Consider the following 16,060-nt stretch of genomic DNA (forward strand, 5'->3'; position numbering starts at 1 on the left):
GAGGTCTTTTTATTAAATATTTTTTTACCTGCTGGCAGCACTCGCTGCGTGAAGCCAATCGCTAATGCTTTCGCAACTTGTGTACTCTTTATCGATCGTTACATAGTAGTTAGGAATATGATCTTTAAACCATTTCTCAAGCACTGATTGTTTTTTAATTTCAAGCGCTCTTTGTGCCACCCTGTTATAATCGTCTTTCAGGTTTTCGCGGTGAGGTTCTGTACGTGTTTTTAAATAAAGAATACGCACTGTTTTGCGGCCACGCTCATCAGTATAAGTTTGTGGTTTTGATATATCACCGGGGTTTAAACCTTTAAGGGCTACTACTGCATCTTTATCAAGCTGATCAATTTTTAAGTAGGTAGAACCTTCATTATTTGTTTTAGCGCCGCCATTGAATTTACTGTTCTCATCATCGCTATACTTGGTTACTGCAGCGGCAAAAGACAGGTCACCTGCAATTATTTTTGAACGTAAACTATCAAGTTTTGCAAGGCCGAGTTTTACTTCTACATCTGTAACGGGTGGAATTTTTAAAATGTGCCTCACTACTGCATCATCACCGGCACGGCTAACCATTTGTATAATGTGTAATCCAAACTTAGATTTTATAACGGGAGATATTTGTCCTTCTTTTAATTTAAAAGCAGCTGCAATGAAGGTTGGATCCCATGATTTATCCAAACGGTTTACGCTATACTGTCCACCATTGTCTTTACTGCCGGGATCATCAGTATATAATCTTGCCAGCGCATCAAATTTTTTCTGGCCACTTTCTACCTGTCTCTTATAATCCAGTAATTGGGCAGATACATAATCTTCCAAATCTTTGTTTGCTTTTGGATACATCACCAGTTCATTTACTTCGATCTCGCTTTCATAATAAAGCAAACTGTCTTTGGGAATTTTATCGTAATATTCTTTTACTTCGGTGGGTGTGATCTTTACATTTTCAAGGATCTTGTTTTGCATTTTTTCAGCCATGGTTTTTTCTTTGAATGGCTGGCGCAGGTCTTCCTTGATTTCATACACAGAACGCCCTGCTATTTGTTCGAGCATATCCTGCGAACCATACTGGCTTATAAAGTAACGGATCCTGTTATCCAGCAAGGCTTCCAGCTCATCATCTTCTACAAAAAGGGAATCTTTTTCTGCCTGGATCACTAAAGTTTTCTGAATAAGCTGGCCCTGCAAAAAAGCACATTCCGGGTTGGGTGGCAGGTTATCAGCCATATCCTGTCTTTTATAATCGGCTATAGCGTTATCTATATCAGATTTCAATATTATTTTGTCGCCGATCTGCGCTATGATCTTATCTGCAACCATTTTCTGTGCAAATGCAGCGTTAGCACTCAAAAAGGCAGCCAGCAGTAGTACAATATTCTTGTTCATAAAATGCAAATAGCTTCAAAAATAGAGAATCCGGTGTAGTAATGGCCGTTGGGTGCTGCTTTTAACAAAATAATTTGTTGACATCATCCTGTTGATACACACTCTGGAGTAAAAGAGTGCGACGCAACCAAAGCTTAATAACGTGCAAAAGCCGGGCTCATAAAAAAATTACAGGTTAATATCTATCTCGTTATCCCAATTGGCTTTTGTAATCAGGGGCCTCTGTATTTTTTGTACAATTTCGGGCTGGTGTTTTGTATCAAAATTTCCGGGATCCCAAACGCCGTTTTTATTGTCATCAAAAAGAATACGCATATCGTACTGGCCGGGCTCGAATAATTTTTGATACCATTCATTGGTGCTGAGTACCACAGATTGAACAACAATTTTGTTCTTTACTAATTGTAGTACAGGATTTTTTGAAAGATCAAGATTGTTGAAATGAAGCCGCACACTTCCATACTCGCTTTCACGTTTGCTTTTAAAATTCAAAGTATCATCCTTCGCAATTGTTATGCCTGCACTATCTGTAAACGCTGCTTTCTGAATAATGAGTTTATAGCGTTGATTCTCGGGCCATTTGTAAATGAGCGCAAATCTTTTTGCAGTTGTATCGGTCTGTATTACGCTATAATTCTTTATGGCTTTAAAACTCGTGTCTGTGAGTAATACCATTGAAGAATCAAATTTAGCAACTGGCCTGTTGAAATTAAAGATGAGGCTATCGAGCAGGCCCTGTTCATTATTTTCAAGATTGGTTCCAAATTTTAGTCGTTTATCTTCATCTGAGTTACCCTTTTTTTCTTTATCACTACCGGAAGAGGCAGAAACTGGTTTATTAACCTGTTTGTATTCCTGGTAGGCATACAGTTGTATTGAAGCAGGATTGGTGCTGGCTTCTACGGGTTCATTATAGAAAGCAAACATCTTTGTGCTGTCATCATATTTTTTAGAATAATCATTGGGCAGCACATACACGGCAAACTTTTCATTGGGCAAATATTTAAAACGAAAATTGCCGCTGCTGTCAAGCCTTGTATAATAATCTGATTTTAATTTTTTTATAGCAGAGTCGGTTGTGTTGGTATGCAACAACACCAATAAAGTAGAATCTGCATCACCTGTTTCAGCAATTTTTACATTGCCCGTTATCATACCATCAGCCAGTTTATCGCCGGTAGAAAAAACATAGGTAAAATTTTTCAGCACATTATTTTCATTCACGTCTTTTAATGCCCTGCCAAAGTTGATGGAATAAGTGGTGTTAGGTTTTAAAGAGTCTTTCAATTTTATAGTTACGTTGCGCAGCTTTCCTTCTATAACAGGAATTTTTTCTGGGTTGGGAGAGATGATCAGCTGGTCATTAAGGTTATTATCAAGCTGCACATACTCATCAAACGTAAGTGTTATCTTATAGTCTTTAAAATTTACAGTAGAATCTTTTGGCAAAGCCTCCATTAATACAGGTGGTAAAGAATCTCTTGGGCCACCGGTAGGCGGGATAATATTGGCACAACCGCTGGCAGTAACTAAACCTGCAACGTTAAAAAAGCAAACAGCAATTATAACCAGGGGAAAAATCTTTTTCATAAAAAGTATGCAAACATAGATGCTTTGCGCTATTCTTATTGCTAATGATCCTGTAAAAATCGGCTGAGTATCTTTATGAACCAGGCAACATAACACATATTATACTTTTCTTGCGTCGCACTCTTGTACTTTTTTGTTCTATATGCAGCAATGATCCGGTTTTATATTTCCTCATCTTCTTCTACAACAATTTCATGCAATGCAACAGCAAGGTTATTGGTCTTTACAAAATTGCACCAGTGGCAATCTTCTTTGCCACAGCCTGTATAAAAATCTCTTAACTGAATCTTTTCCCAAACTGTTTTGATCTGTTCTTTTACCGTGGTAATATCTTCAGGCGTTATAACCACTTTCATCTTTTGATAATTCTTTTTCTTATCTGGCTCTATAAAATCAAACTCGGTGCTTACAACATTCCATTGCCTGGTTTCATAATTATCTACAAGTATTTTATAGAATACCGCCTGCCGCCAGTAATCGCCACCATTAGGCTCTTTTTCATTTGGTGATTGCAATTTTGGTCTTGCTTTATCCGGGTCTCCTGTTTTGTAATCCACTACATTTACAGATTTACCATCAAATTCCAGTTTGTCTAGTTTGCCTTTTAATGGTACACCATTCACTATAACGTTTCTGATGTTGCGTTCTACAGCAACTATTTTGTTCCAGGTGTTAATGTATTTGTCGTAGTAATTAGCAAGTACTTCCTGCCCATATTCCAGCCTTCGGGCAAATTGTTCTTTGGTAAAACTTTCACGGTGACGATGCATGTACCATTCAAAGTCGCTGATGAATTGTTCTCTGGAATGAAACACACCATTGTTGCCTCTTATGTTTTTAAACAACTGCTCCAATGCATAATGCACAGAAGAACCGAACTCTGTTGCTTCATTTTTTGGAGAAGGAATGCGGATAAGATTTTTAAAATAAAACTCCAATGGGCACTTTAAATAATTATTAAGCGCTGTTACATTCATTACAAATTTGTCCAGTAACCTGCTGATATATTCTTCTTCTATCTTCGCGATCTCAGGTGCAGCTTCTATAAATTGCAAAGTCTGGAATGCTACTACATCTTCTTCACTCACTTTAGCAGGTTCCGCCTTTAAATCAGGAAACTGCTCCTGTATCTCCGCAATAAACATGGAAGGCTCTACTTCCTTTCCATCATTTTTAAAACGACTATAGGATATCTGCAAATATTTTTCTGCTCTTGTTAATGCTACATAAAATAACCTGCGCAATTCTTCGGCCCCCTCCTGCCCCCCCCCGGTGAGGGAGGAAGAAGAAAAAATCGTATCAGGAAATGTATATCCTCCCGATGGCTTTCTTTTCTTTTCCCAAAATGAGGAGTTGCAACCAACTAAAAAAACATATTCAAATTCCAAACCCTTGGAACCATGCGCAGTTAACAGATTTACACCTTTTTCATTGCCACTTACCTGCACCAGCGGCATAGACAATCCTTCCTTTTCCATTAACTCAATTATACTCACCAGTTCCTGCAAATGCATAGTGGGCCTGCGGTGTGTTTCTTCTTTTACAAAGTCAAAGAAACCAGTGAGCACCTGCAACTGCCAGATCTTTTCTTCGCTTTGCATAATGGTTTGTAACACGCCTGCTTCACGAATAATTCTTTCAATCAATACCTGTAATGTTATATTCGGAACATCAGCAATAAGATTTTCGATAATGGTACTTACTTTCTTTAACTGCGGATGTATGCCTTGTGAGAAAAGATCTTTTGGTGGCGTATTACTTTTCTCATACAACAACCTGCGTATAGAAGTCTTGTTTTCGCTGAATTGTTTGTCTGCCACTTCCATCGTAAGTTTTGCAATTTCAATGGGCGGAACATGGAACCAATCAAAATGCAACAACTCGAATAACATTTCATCACCGCCATACGGTGTGTCATGTTCCGCTGCAAGATAGCGCACCAGTAATATGATCTTTTGAGCTAAGGGTATATCCAGTATATTTAAACTGCGTTTACTAAACACAGGTATATTGCGTAATTTAAAATACTGCGCCAGTTCTTCGCCATACTTATTTTCTTTATAAATAATACCGATCCTTCCAGGCTGAATGTCTTGCTGCAACAACTTTTCCACCTGTAGCGTTATATCAATCATTTCATGTCGCCACGTTTCATATTCTTTTATAACAGGTGCATGAATAAGTTGATTCAATTTTTCGTTTGACGATAGTAACGCTTTACTCAAGCCATCAATCTGTTTTACCAGTCGTTCTTTATTCCTGTCGATCAATGATTTTGAAACATCCAGTATCGGTTGTGTGGAACGATAATTATTGGTAAGTACAACTGTCAGCAGATCGTTTTTATAATTGTCTGCAAACGCAAGCATGTTCTCCACATTCGCACCCTGGAAACGATAGATACTCTGGTCATCATCACCTACTACAAATACATTCGGTTTATCCCAGTAGTTGATCAGTAACTCGACGAGCCTGTTTTGCGTGCCGCTGGTATCCTGGTATTCATCAACGAGTATATATAAATATTGTTCCTGGTATCGAGCAAGCAGTTCTTTGTTTTCTTCAAATGCTTTCAGCACCCAGTTGATCATATCATCAAAATCATAGCGGTTGTTTTGCCGCATCATTTGTTGAAAACGATCAAACTCATTTACTGCAGCACGTAGTTTTTCCATCTTCTCTTTTTCCTCTGCAATTTTATCGGTGCGTACATCACCTTTCTTAAATTCTTTCGTGGCTCGTTTAGTAATGTATTCATCACGTTCCGGCAGCGATGCAATATATTCATCTATTTTATTGCTGATAAACGCTGCGGTCCATCCTTCACGTTTCATCGCACTGAATAAATTCTGGAGGTTGTTTATCTCAAAATACACATCGCCCCTGTAGCGTTTCAGCGGATGATTTTTTGGAAAACTATCGATCAGTTTTTTGAACAAGTCAATTCTTTCAAGATCAGAAATAGGGTCAAGCGCAGTTTTTTCAAACAGTGAGAGATTTTCCTGTATCACATCATTGCAAAATGCATGAAATGTATAGATGTTCACCTTGTATGCATCAGGCCCGATAAAACCCAGTAATCTTTTGCGCATAGCCACCACACCTGCATCTGTATAAGTAAGACAAAGAATATTTTCAGGTTGCGTATCTGTATCTATCAATATTTTTCCAATGCGTGCAGAAAGTATTTGTGTTTTGCCCGTGCCAGGTCCTGCAATTACCATCACAGGGCCTTCAATAGTATCAACAGCAATACGCTGTTGTTCATTTAGCCCTTTATATATTTCATTAAATTTTTCTAATTGCTGTTGTTTACCCGTCATAACCTCAAAGATAATATTTTAGGATACCAACTTTTGTATTAACATGGCATCGTCTGTTGTGTCACTCACTTATACGTTTGGAACTATTGGCAACAAAAATTATCTTAGACTGTTACATCTACACCAAACTATACAAAATGAAAAAGCTAATCTTTGGTCTGGTCATTCTTGCAGTGGTGAACAGTTCCTGCAGCAGCACAAAAAACCTGAACGTTATGAACACTCTCACACAAAACAGTTGGGTGGTAAATTCTTTATCAGGTAAGCAACTTGATCCATCTGCTTACCTGAAAGGCTTGCCAAGCATGACTTTTGGATCAGATGGAAAACTTACCGGTTCAACAGGTTGTAATAATTTTACCGGAAATTTTAAATTAGATGGCATGAGTGTTAAGCTAGATCCCGGCGCTATGACAAGAATGGCATGCCCCGGAAATGGCGAAGCAGATTTTTTATCTGCCGCACAACAGGTAACAAATCTTAAGCTCAATGGAAATACGCTAAGCTTATTGAATGGGGCTGATGAAGTGATGAGTTTGATACCCAAGAAATAAGCGCATTGCTCCTTAATGAATAAAACGTACAAGTGTGCGACGCAAAGAAAGCTTAATAATAATTCAACTGCCAGGCTCAAAATATTTATTATTGGTTAAACTTATTTATGCTATTCTTGTTTATACCTGCAAACAGATAATATGAGTAAAGTGTACGCGTTGAAGACCATTCAGCGAATGCCCGTGGATATAGGTACAGCATGGAATTTTTTTTGTAAGCCGGATAATTTAAAAGATATAACGCCTGCTGATCTTGGTTTTAAAGTTACCAGTAAATATCATGGAGAAAAGATGTATGCAGGGCAGATCATTGAATACAAGGTAAGCCCTTTGCTGGGCATTCCACTTTATTGGATGACGGAGATAACGCATGTGGAAGAGAAAAAATATTTTGTGGATGAACAGCGATATGGGCCATATAGTTTATGGCATCACCAGCATCATTTTAAAATCATTGAAGGCGGCGTTGAAATGACGGATATTGTGCATTATAAAATTCCATTCTGGTTTATCGGTGATATTGCGAATACACTTTTTGTACGTGCACAGTTAAGGAAAATATTTTCTTTTCGCTTTGCAGTAGTGCAGGAGCGTTTCGGTAAATGGCCGGGAGAAAACAATGAAGTACTGCTTGATCAATAAAAAAAGCTGGTGAATCACACCAGCTTTTCATTTATCAGCGTATTTAAAATTTATAGATTTTTCGCAACTGTATCATTGATTTTGACAGGATATTTTTTCTTCAGCTCTGCTATCCACTTTTCTTCTAATACCTGCTGATAGTCGTTAATGACCATACCCCGTGCATCTTCGAAACTTCTTTGGCCGGGTTGGTTAAATACATCGAACACATATACCAATGTATAAGCATCACCTGTTTCATTTTGTTCCGGAGTTGAAATAAATCCTTTTAGCATAGGTACATTTTGCTTTAGAGGTAATTGTCCATCTTCGAATCTGCTGCTGTCTGTTGTTGCCATTTCGCTATAAGCGGCAACGATAGTATGCCAGTCTTTTGCATTTTGCTTAAGTGCAGCTGCCATAGAATCTATGGCATCTTTTGATGCAGATGAAACGACCAACGCACTTACACCTGGCTGCCATTTGTATTGTTGCTTGTGCTGGTTGTAATAATTTTTCAGACCAACAGAATCTTCTGCAGCTTTACTCCATACATGCTTATCCATTACAGAGAACAAAAGGTTTGCTTCATTGAATTCTTTTAACTGTGCGCCGATCGGCTGGTAATATTCTTCTATATGTGCACGGTAATATTTATCGCAGGAAGCTTTGATAAATTGCTTCATCAGGGTTTCATAATTGTATTGTTCGTAAGGGCTCATTTCCCTTAGGTCTTTGTTATACTTGAACCATTTTTCTGCTGTAATTTTTTCTTTTGCAAAAGAAAAAATTACGGTATTAGGATTTATATTTTTATACAGTGGAAGCGGTTTACCTTTCTTCAAAGAGCTGTCTGTATAAGCTGCAAGGTCTTTAGCATTATAACTACCAGGTGTATATTTCGTTAGCTGCATCCACTTTTGTATCAATGCTTCTCTTGAAGCAGTAAGCCTGTTATCCTGTTCGATTTTTTCCTGCAATTTTGCTTTACCTACTACATCGTTCTCATCTTTATTAACAGGAATGATCTCTGTAAGTTTTAAAATGTTATAACCATAAGCTGTTTCAAAAGGCTCACTTATATCGCCTGCTTTTTGCAAAGCAAATACATGACTTTCAAAATCCGGACTATATTGACCGACACCCACTTCAATGTTATTAGTAGCATCATAATTGTTATTTGGCGCACTGTATTGCTGTACCATTTTTTCGAAAGAAGCACCATGCTGAAGCAGGTTATATATGGAATCTTTAAGTGCTGTAACTTTCGCTTTTTCTTCGGGTGTAAATGAATCAGGAACTGCTAATAATATATGCTGTACTTTTCTTTTGCCTGCAGCAGGCCTTTCTCCGAGATTTTTAAATATATGATAACCCGCACTGCTTCTGTAAATAGCAGAATAAGTATTTGGCTTTAGTGTGTACACTAAATTTTCAATTTCATAAGGCAGCGAAAAAACAGTTATATAACCTATTACACCCTTTGAAGGATCAACGGCAGCATTGGATGCATAGGTAGTAATTACATCAGTGAAATCTTTGCCACTTTGCAATGCTGCATAAGCTTCTTTAATTTTTTTGTAAGCATCGGTCGTATCGCCACCCGGTCTTACTTCCACAAATACATGTGCAAGCAAAATATCTTTCTGGCTGCGTTGGAATGCTTCTTTCACAAGTCCATGTATGTTTGCCTGCTCATTGATATAATTTTCTGTGAGCTGTGTTCTGAAATTGTCTGCTTCGTATTTAAAATTTGCATCAGTGCTCAGCTTTTCATCTGTAGCAGCCTGCAGCTTAAGTTTGAAGTTTACATAAAGATCAAGGTATTGTTTTATTTTATCAGAACGCTCACCGGTTGTATCAGGGTTTTTATTGTATGCTTTCAGGAACTCATCCTTGCTAACGGTTTTGGTTCCGTATGTAAATAAAGTCTGGCTCCTGCCGGCGAATGAAAAAAGGAATAAGGATAAAAGCAGCAATGGCATCTTAATGGTGCGCATATATTTATTGAGTTGAGGTTTTTGTTTTCAGTTTTGCTTCTATAACAGCATCGTATTGTTCAAGACTTAATTTCTTTGCAATTATACGCTTGTCTGCATCAAGCAGGTACATTGTTGGTGTTTGATAGATATCAAATAACTGGCGGTAGTTTGCCACACCAGACTGTTCATCTGCCAGCCGTTCTTCTCTTGCCTGCCACGCATGATGCCAGCCTTCAAGGTGATTTTCATTAATGAACTTTTTCCATTCATCAAATGTGTTCTCATTGGTATTCACTGAAAACACTGCTACACCCAGAGCTTTCCATTTGGCTTCATAAATAGAATCCAGTTTGGGAACTTCTACTTTACAATGACTGCAGGTTGGGTCCCAGAAAACTATAAATGTAAAAGGCGCTTTTACTTCATACAAAGAAGAAACTTTTCCCAATGTATCTTTCAATACCAGTTGTGGTGCAGGTTCATTCAACTGGTTTGCCATCAAACTATAGGCCCGGTCAAAAATATATTTACGCTGCTTTTCATTCAGCCACAAAGTATCTCCCTTGGAAAAATAATTATTGAATAAGAACAGGAACACTTTGTCCTGCCCCATTATTTCGGGGTTGATATATTTATCCGTAAACTTTCCTAGAAGGTATTGGTGAATATCTTTACCGGCACGTGACATCAGCAGCATATAGTTTACTTCATTGATAATAGAATCAGGATCTGCCGGCACATAATACTTATAATAGTCTTCCAGTTTGGGATCGAAGAAAGGTGTTCTTATTAAACTGTTATCGTAAAAATTTACGCCATCCCAAAAATGATCTTTCATATAACGCCATGCCGCCAGTGAATCCGGTGTACCATCCGCTTTCTTCGGCCATTCTTTTAGTTCTGGCGTTCTTACCGATTGAAAGAATGCAGCCACCATCGATTCGGGTTTATTTTTAATTACATTATCGCGGTAATCATTCAATTCTTTGTTTATCTTTTTTTGTTCCTGTTGTATGGCTGCAGAATCTGCTGCAGTAGTTGCTTTTCTCAGTTGTTGCTGTAAGCCATTAAGCTTTGGGGCTATGGAAGTAAGATACCTTGAATAGGCAGCAAAAATTTCATTGTCCGGCGAACCGGTAACAGAGAGATTTTCAAGATGCGCACTATCTGCAACTATGGTAAAATGCTGTGCGTCATCCATCAGAATTTCAAACAGCAGGCTATGTGCCGGCGTTACAAAAAAGTAAATACCTTTTGGCAGTTTGTTCTGCCCCTTGAAAATGCCGTGGCTGTTTTCATCGAAATGAGCACTATCTGCCAGTACTTTATTTTTTCCATAATAGTTGCCTAAATAAACCCAGCAGTTTTTGTACGGCTTTATGGTAGCGTCTATTTTATAACCGTCTTTTGATACAACGGTTTTGGCAGCAGTATTCTGGGAAAGTGCATTATTGCAGGTGTATAAAAGAATAAAAAAAGCAATAAAATTTTTCATCAATGCAAGATATTGAAAAGTAAATATATCCAAATTGTGTGCTGAGCCTGTTAAGGCTCTGTAAAGAATATCGGTATAAACGACCAGTAAGCGTATTTTAATGTGTTCAAAGCCCGAATTTTATCGATGGTGGGGTACTATCAAAAATGAATGGGCATTGCTGCAAATTTTTAGGATACCAGCTTTGGTATTTTATGGCATCACCTGTTGTGTCACTCACTTGTGCGTTTGGAAGAAAAGTGAACAAGTCTATGAGTTCACCGGTTCAAAAGTTTACGGGTTATTTAAATACAAAGAACGGCTAAACATGTAAACCGTTAACTGTAGAAACTTTTTCAACAAGTACAAGTGTGCGACGCAAGGGACGATCAATAGCTGCAATACAGTTTGGCTCATAAGAAAAACTCTCTCTATGATTCTGTATGGTAAAGAATACCTATTTTCATCATTCACAAAAAGACTATGAAGCAGAAACTTTCTCTTTTTGATTTTACGATGATCGTGGTTGGCCTGGTGATTGGTATGGGCATTTTCAGAACGGCTGCCACATCTGCAAAAGAAGCATTGAACCCCGGTATATATTTTTCTGCATGGATAGCAGGTGGTTTGATAGCTTTATGTGGTGCGCTTACATATGCAGAGATCGGTAGCCGCTACCCCGTTACGGGCGGCTATTACAGGATATTTTCTTACGCTTACCATCCGTCCATTGCATTCTCTATAAACTGCATCATACTTATTTCGAATGCTGCATCATTGAGTGGTGTAGCACTGATAGGTTCTGGTTATATAAGCCAGGTGTTTTTTAATGAGCCAGCTACTGATGTAACAAAAGCTTTGATAGCAACTGGTGCTATCATTCTTTTTTATTGTGTGAACCTGATGGGATTAAAGATGAGCGCAAAGACGCAAAACATTTTAATGATCATTAAGATAAGCATGATACTAATGCTGATTGCAGCATTGTTCATACCTTCTATACACACGGCCACTACATATCAACCTGTAAACGAACCAACCGATCATTTAAAATGGATACAATCTTTCGGTCTTAGCCTTATTGCCGTTTCCTTTACGTATGGAGGTTATCAGCAAACCATCAATTTCGGTAGTGAAGTGGATAAGCCTTCGAAGAATATTCCACGCGGTATATTTATGGGTATTGCTATTATTATTTGTTTATACCTGCTGGTAAATCTTTCTTATTATAATGTTATAGGTTTTGAACAATTAAAAAATGAAAAGGAGATAGCATCTATCGTTGCAGGTAAAATGTTTGGGCAGGCTGGCGCTACCATATTTTCAGCATTATTATTCCTGTCTGTGCTGGCCTATGTAAATGTATTGCTCATGAGTAATCCCCGTGTTATGTTTGCCATGAGTGAAGATGGTGTGTTGCCGAAACTGTTTCAAAAAAAATCTGAAAAGAAAGACGTACTGGTTATTTCGTTAACAACTTTTGCCGCGCTTTGTATTGTTATTTTATTTTTTGCGCAAACATTTGAGCAGATACTAAATTTTACCATCTTCCTGGATTGTATTGGTATGGCTGCATCTGCTGCCAGTATATTCTGGCTGCGTAAACGCACCAGGCATCTTGATGGGACAGGTATTTATAAGATGAAACTATACCCACTGCTGCCCATTATATTTATCTGCGCTTATATTTTTGTGGCCATCAGCATTGCCATTCAAACACCTAATACAGCATTAACAGGCATAATTGTATTAGCCGCATTTATGATCATTTATTTTGCGACAAGAAAGATGGGTAATGATAAAGACGTACAACAGAATGATGCAACAAGAATGGAATAACTTTTATCCGCGTAATAAAAATTATCCTAATACTTTTTCAATTGCTTTTGCTTTTAATAAGCATTCTTCAAATTCATCCTCCGCATTGCTGTAAAAAGTGATAGCACTTCCTACCTGGTAACTCAGGTAGTTATTTGTTTCATTATACATTATACTTCGTATAACCACATTGAAATCAAAATCTCCATCGGGATCAATATAACCAACAGCACCGGAAAAAATACCGCGCTTTGTATGCTCATATTGTTCTATCAGTTCCATCACACGTTTCTTTGGCGCCCCTGTCATAGAACCCATAGGAAATGTAGCTTTGATTATATCTGCAAAGTCTATATCATCTTTTAATTCTCCTTTTACTGTAGAAATCATCTGGTGCACCTGTGGGAAACTATAAATGCCAAACAATTCATCTGCTACTACAGAGCCATCTTTGCAAATTTTACTCAGATCATTTCTTACGAGATCGACCACCATTACATTTTCACTGCGGTCTTTCTCACTGTGCAGGAGTTGTTGCCTGTTATTCTCATCTTCTTCTGTTGCTGTATTTCTTTTGATCGTTCCCTTAATAGGTTGAGATATGATAGTGTTGCCTGTTTTCTTTATATATCTTTCAGGGCTTGCACATAATAAATATTTATCACGTAGTTTATAAAAACAGGAAAACGGGTTAGGCGAAATTTTTATGAGTTGTTCATATACATGCAGTGGTTCTATTGCAGCATCTTCTGCAAAAAATTCTATGCAATAGTTGATTTCGTAGCAATCACCTCGCAATATATGGTTGCGTAATTTTTCTACTGTATCGATATATTGCCACTTTACAGTACGCAGTTGAATATCCGGTTGCGGTAAATGCGTTGCTTTCTGCAAAGGCATTTCAACAATAGAACTATATATCTCAGATGAATCTTTTGTAAGGGTTGCAATGCTTACTGAGTTTGCATTTGACTGAATAACTATTTCGGGTTGAAAGAAAAAAAGATCGGGAAAACCAATATAATTGGTGTGGGTTGAAGTAAGCGCTTCGATCTCGTTTTTAAGATCATAACCTATATGGCCGAATAACCAATCCTTGTGTTCTGCACAGAAATATTTTAATACATCCAATTTATGCTCTGCAGGTGATAATGTTTTAACAGCACCAACGGCTACGAGCCATTCATAGCTATGATGTTTGCTGCTGTATGCATTGTTATCAAAAAAACAACAGATGCTATATTGGTTTGCCCAACAAAGCATCTGTTGTTTAAAAGCTTCCTTATCTTGTACGGGAAAAGATTCAATGATCCTTTGCACCATTATATGCAGGCGTTAATAATCATCATCATCATCTCCATCAAAACCTGAATCGTTGAAGAGATCGAATTCTTTAAAATCATCGTCAAGGCCAAGATCATCATCACCGGCGGCTTTCTTGCCGGTGCCTGCACCGCCACCTGTGGCTTTCTTTCCTTTTGATTTTGGAATATCAAATTCTTCAAAATCGGGATCCCAGCTATCTTCTTCCTCTGGTTTCTCCCAATCATCGGGTTCATCGGGTACGTCCGCATCATCGTCATCATCATCAGATTTCTTTTTTGATGAGCCTTTTGATGCTTTTGCAGACGAGGGTTTTACATCCATCTCGTCATCATCGTCATCAAAATCATCATCATCTTCTTCCAATTGTTTCTTTGGTTTGGAAGATGGTTTCTCACTGTTTTTTGGTGCTGCAGGTTTGCTGCCAGTGCTTTTGTTTTCTTTAGCAGATTTTGCCATATCCTAAAAGATTATAATCGTAAAATTTCAACGAGTTTTTGATTCAGCAAAAAAAACTTTTTTAAACCAGAAATACAACGCTTTTACACATAATTCTTTTAATAATTTTTCCGTGACACCTCTTACTGATAGAATTGCTAAACTAATATTCTAACCGTACAAGAGTGCGACGCAACGGAAGTATAAAAGAACTACAAAAGCCCGGTTCAAAAAATTCTTTAATAAAATTAGTAAATAAATATACTTACAAATGAATGATCTGCTCTCTGCCAGGTCCGTTTGAGACATATTTTACAGGAGCGCCAACATAGCTGTTTATGAAATCAATATAAGTTGACATGTTCTGCGGCAATTGTGCTGCATCTTTGAGTTGCGTGCTGTCTGTATGCCAGCCTGCAAAACTTTTATAGATGGGTTCGGTTTTTACCCTTGTTAGCTGAAAGGGTACTTCTTCTGTTTCTTTGCCATCAACATTATAAGCTGTACAAACATTCAGTTCTTCAAAACTATCCAACACATCTGCTTTGGTCATTACCACTTTGGTTACGCCATTCAACATACAGGTGTACTTAAGTGCAACAAGATCTATCCACCCGCAACGGCGTGGACGGCCTGTAGTTGCGCCAAACTCGCTGCCGATCTTTCTTAGTTCTTCACCTGTTGCATCTTCCAGTTCAGTGGGAAAAGGTCCGCCACCTACACGTGTGCAATAGGCTTTTGTAACGCCGAGCACATCATTGATCTGCTGCGGCGCCACGCCTAAACCGTTACATACACCAGCAGAAATAGTGCTTGAAGAAGTAACAAAAGGAAACGTACCAAAATCAATATCAAGCATGCTTCCTTGTGCACCTTCGGCCAAAACTTTTTTGCCTTCTTTTATTTTGTTGTTGATGAAGTATTCACCATTTACAATATTCAGTGTGCGTAAGAATTCAATGGCATCAAAAAATTCTTCTTCCCAGGCAGAAATATCTTCGATGAAATGATAGTTGTCTAAAAGTTTCTGGTGTTTCAAACGAAGCTTTATATAGTTGGTAGTAAAACTTTTATCCAGTAAATCGCCTACACGTAACGCGTTGCGACCTGTTTTATCCATATATGCCGGGCCAATACCTTTTAAAGTAGAGCCAATCTTACTATCGCCTTTCTGCATTTCAGAAGCTTTGTCTAATGCACGGTGCGTTGGAACTATAATATTGGTGCGCTGAGCAATAAAAAGATTCTTACGCACATCTATACCGAAAGATGCTACCGTATCGCATTCTCTTTTCAGTGTAACAGGGTCAAGCACAACACCATTACCAATAATATTTACTGTGCCCTGGTGAAAAATGCCGGAAGGAATCTGGTGCAGCACCACTTTCTTATCGCCTACATATAGCGTGTGGCCTGCGTTTGGGCCGCCCTGGAAACGTGCAACAATATCATATTTAGGGGCAAAATAATCTACAATTTTTCCTTTTCCTTCATCGCCCCACTGCAAGCCTAAAATAACATCAACCATTGAATAGTATTTGTTGT

11 protein-coding genes are annotated in these 16,060 nt (G+C 38.1%); 3 read left to right on the forward strand and 8 right to left on the reverse strand.

The genetic code is table 11. From position 1 onward, the window contains the following. Positions 1-24: 24 nt before the first annotated feature. From FRZ67_RS15250 to FRZ67_RS15260, 3 genes are all read right to left on the reverse strand, one after another. The gene (locus FRZ67_RS15250) at positions 25-1,392 is read right to left on the reverse strand and encodes a peptidylprolyl isomerase (protein ID WP_147190782.1); all 1,368 of its coding nucleotides are present in this window, start codon (positions 1,390-1,392) and stop codon (positions 25-27) included. Positions 1,393-1,560: 168 nt separating this feature from the next. Next, the gene (locus FRZ67_RS15255) at positions 1,561-2,982 is read right to left on the reverse strand and encodes an Ig-like domain-containing domain (RefSeq protein ID WP_147190784.1); all 1,422 of its coding nucleotides are present in this window, start codon (positions 2,980-2,982) and stop codon (positions 1,561-1,563) included. Positions 2,983-3,143: 161 nt separating this feature from the next. Continuing rightward, entirely contained in the window at positions 3,144-6,305 is a 3,162-nt protein-coding gene (locus FRZ67_RS15260) for an ATP-dependent helicase (protein ID WP_147190786.1), read from the reverse strand. A 137-nt stretch (positions 6,306-6,442) separates the two neighbouring features. Between FRZ67_RS15260 and FRZ67_RS15265 the strand changes: the two genes are divergently transcribed. Together FRZ67_RS15265 and FRZ67_RS15270 are read left to right on the forward strand one after the other, a co-directional pair. Further along, positions 6,443-6,859, forward strand: coding sequence for an META domain-containing protein (locus FRZ67_RS15265; RefSeq protein WP_147190788.1), 417 nt, complete (start codon positions 6,443-6,445; stop codon positions 6,857-6,859). Between the two features lie 141 nt (positions 6,860-7,000). Then, positions 7,001-7,501 carry an SRPBCC family protein gene (locus FRZ67_RS15270; RefSeq protein WP_147190790.1) on the forward strand — a complete coding sequence of 167 codons (501 nt, stop codon included), beginning with the start codon at positions 7,001-7,003 and terminating at the stop codon, positions 7,499-7,501. Between the two features lie 50 nt (positions 7,502-7,551). On the opposite strand, the gene FRZ67_RS15275 is transcribed toward FRZ67_RS15270, so the two are convergent. Further along, complete coding sequence (locus FRZ67_RS15275; protein ID WP_147190792.1) at positions 7,552-9,480, reverse strand: peptidylprolyl isomerase; 1,929 nt, start codon at positions 9,478-9,480, stop codon at positions 7,552-7,554. A 4-nt stretch (positions 9,481-9,484) separates the two neighbouring features. Beyond that, complete coding sequence (locus FRZ67_RS15280; RefSeq protein WP_147190794.1) at positions 9,485-10,957, reverse strand: TlpA family protein disulfide reductase; 1,473 nt, start codon at positions 10,955-10,957, stop codon at positions 9,485-9,487. Between the two features lie 462 nt (positions 10,958-11,419). Between FRZ67_RS15280 and FRZ67_RS15285 the strand changes: the two genes are divergently transcribed. After that, a complete protein-coding gene (locus FRZ67_RS15285; RefSeq protein ID WP_147190796.1) occupies positions 11,420-12,775 on the forward strand; it encodes an APC family permease in 1,356 nt (451 codons plus the stop codon). A gap of 21 nt (positions 12,776-12,796) precedes the next feature. On the opposite strand, the gene FRZ67_RS15290 is transcribed toward FRZ67_RS15285, so the two are convergent. The 3 genes from FRZ67_RS15290 to FRZ67_RS15300 all read right to left on the reverse strand — a co-directional run bounded on the left by FRZ67_RS15290 (position 12,797) and on the right by FRZ67_RS15300 (position 16,043). Next, a complete protein-coding gene (locus FRZ67_RS15290; RefSeq protein WP_225975353.1) occupies positions 12,797-14,077 on the reverse strand; it encodes an anthranilate synthase component I family protein in 1,281 nt (426 codons plus the stop codon). A 12-nt stretch (positions 14,078-14,089) separates the two neighbouring features. Continuing rightward, positions 14,090-14,536: a hypothetical protein gene (locus FRZ67_RS15295; RefSeq protein ID WP_147190798.1), complete on the reverse strand. Its 447-nt coding sequence runs from the start codon at positions 14,534-14,536 to the stop codon at positions 14,090-14,092. Positions 14,537-14,780: 244 nt separating this feature from the next. Next, on the reverse strand, positions 14,781-16,043 hold the full coding sequence (locus FRZ67_RS15300; protein WP_147190800.1) for an adenylosuccinate synthase: 1,263 nt from the start codon (positions 16,041-16,043) through the stop codon (positions 14,781-14,783). Between the last annotated feature and the right edge of the window lie 17 nt (positions 16,044-16,060).

The organism is Panacibacter ginsenosidivorans (assembly GCF_007971225.1).
In the GTDB taxonomy this organism is placed as follows: domain Bacteria; phylum Bacteroidota; class Bacteroidia; order Chitinophagales; family Chitinophagaceae; genus Panacibacter; species Panacibacter ginsenosidivorans.

What these genes read in the sequence shown, in the direction of transcription:
- FRZ67_RS15290 (WP_225975353.1), bottom strand. Translation starts at nt 14,077, where the DNA reads ATGGTGCAAAGGATCATTGAATCTTTTCCCGTACAAGATAAGGAAGCT.
- FRZ67_RS15295 (WP_147190798.1), bottom strand. Translation starts at nt 14,536, where the DNA reads ATGGCAAAATCTGCTAAAGAAAACAAAAGCACTGGCAGCAAACCTGCA.
- FRZ67_RS15280 (WP_147190794.1), bottom strand. Translation starts at nt 10,957, where the DNA reads ATGAAAAATTTTATTGCTTTTTTTATTCTTTTATACACCTGCAATAAT.
- FRZ67_RS15255 (WP_147190784.1), bottom strand. Translation starts at nt 2,982, where the DNA reads ATGAAAAAGATTTTTCCCCTGGTTATAATTGCTGTTTGCTTTTTTAAC.
- FRZ67_RS15250 (WP_147190782.1), bottom strand. Translation starts at nt 1,392, where the DNA reads ATGAACAAGAATATTGTACTACTGCTGGCTGCCTTTTTGAGTGCTAAC.
- FRZ67_RS15300 (WP_147190800.1), bottom strand. Translation starts at nt 16,043, where the DNA reads ATGGTTGATGTTATTTTAGGCTTGCAGTGGGGCGATGAAGGAAAAGGA.
- FRZ67_RS15265 (WP_147190788.1), top strand. Translation starts at nt 6,443, where the DNA reads ATGAAAAAGCTAATCTTTGGTCTGGTCATTCTTGCAGTGGTGAACAGT.
- FRZ67_RS15275 (WP_147190792.1), bottom strand. Translation starts at nt 9,480, where the DNA reads ATGCGCACCATTAAGATGCCATTGCTGCTTTTATCCTTATTCCTTTTT.
- FRZ67_RS15270 (WP_147190790.1), top strand. Translation starts at nt 7,001, where the DNA reads ATGAGTAAAGTGTACGCGTTGAAGACCATTCAGCGAATGCCCGTGGAT.
- FRZ67_RS15285 (WP_147190796.1), top strand. Translation starts at nt 11,420, where the DNA reads ATGAAGCAGAAACTTTCTCTTTTTGATTTTACGATGATCGTGGTTGGC.
- FRZ67_RS15260 (WP_147190786.1), bottom strand. Translation starts at nt 6,305, where the DNA reads ATGACGGGTAAACAACAGCAATTAGAAAAATTTAATGAAATATATAAA.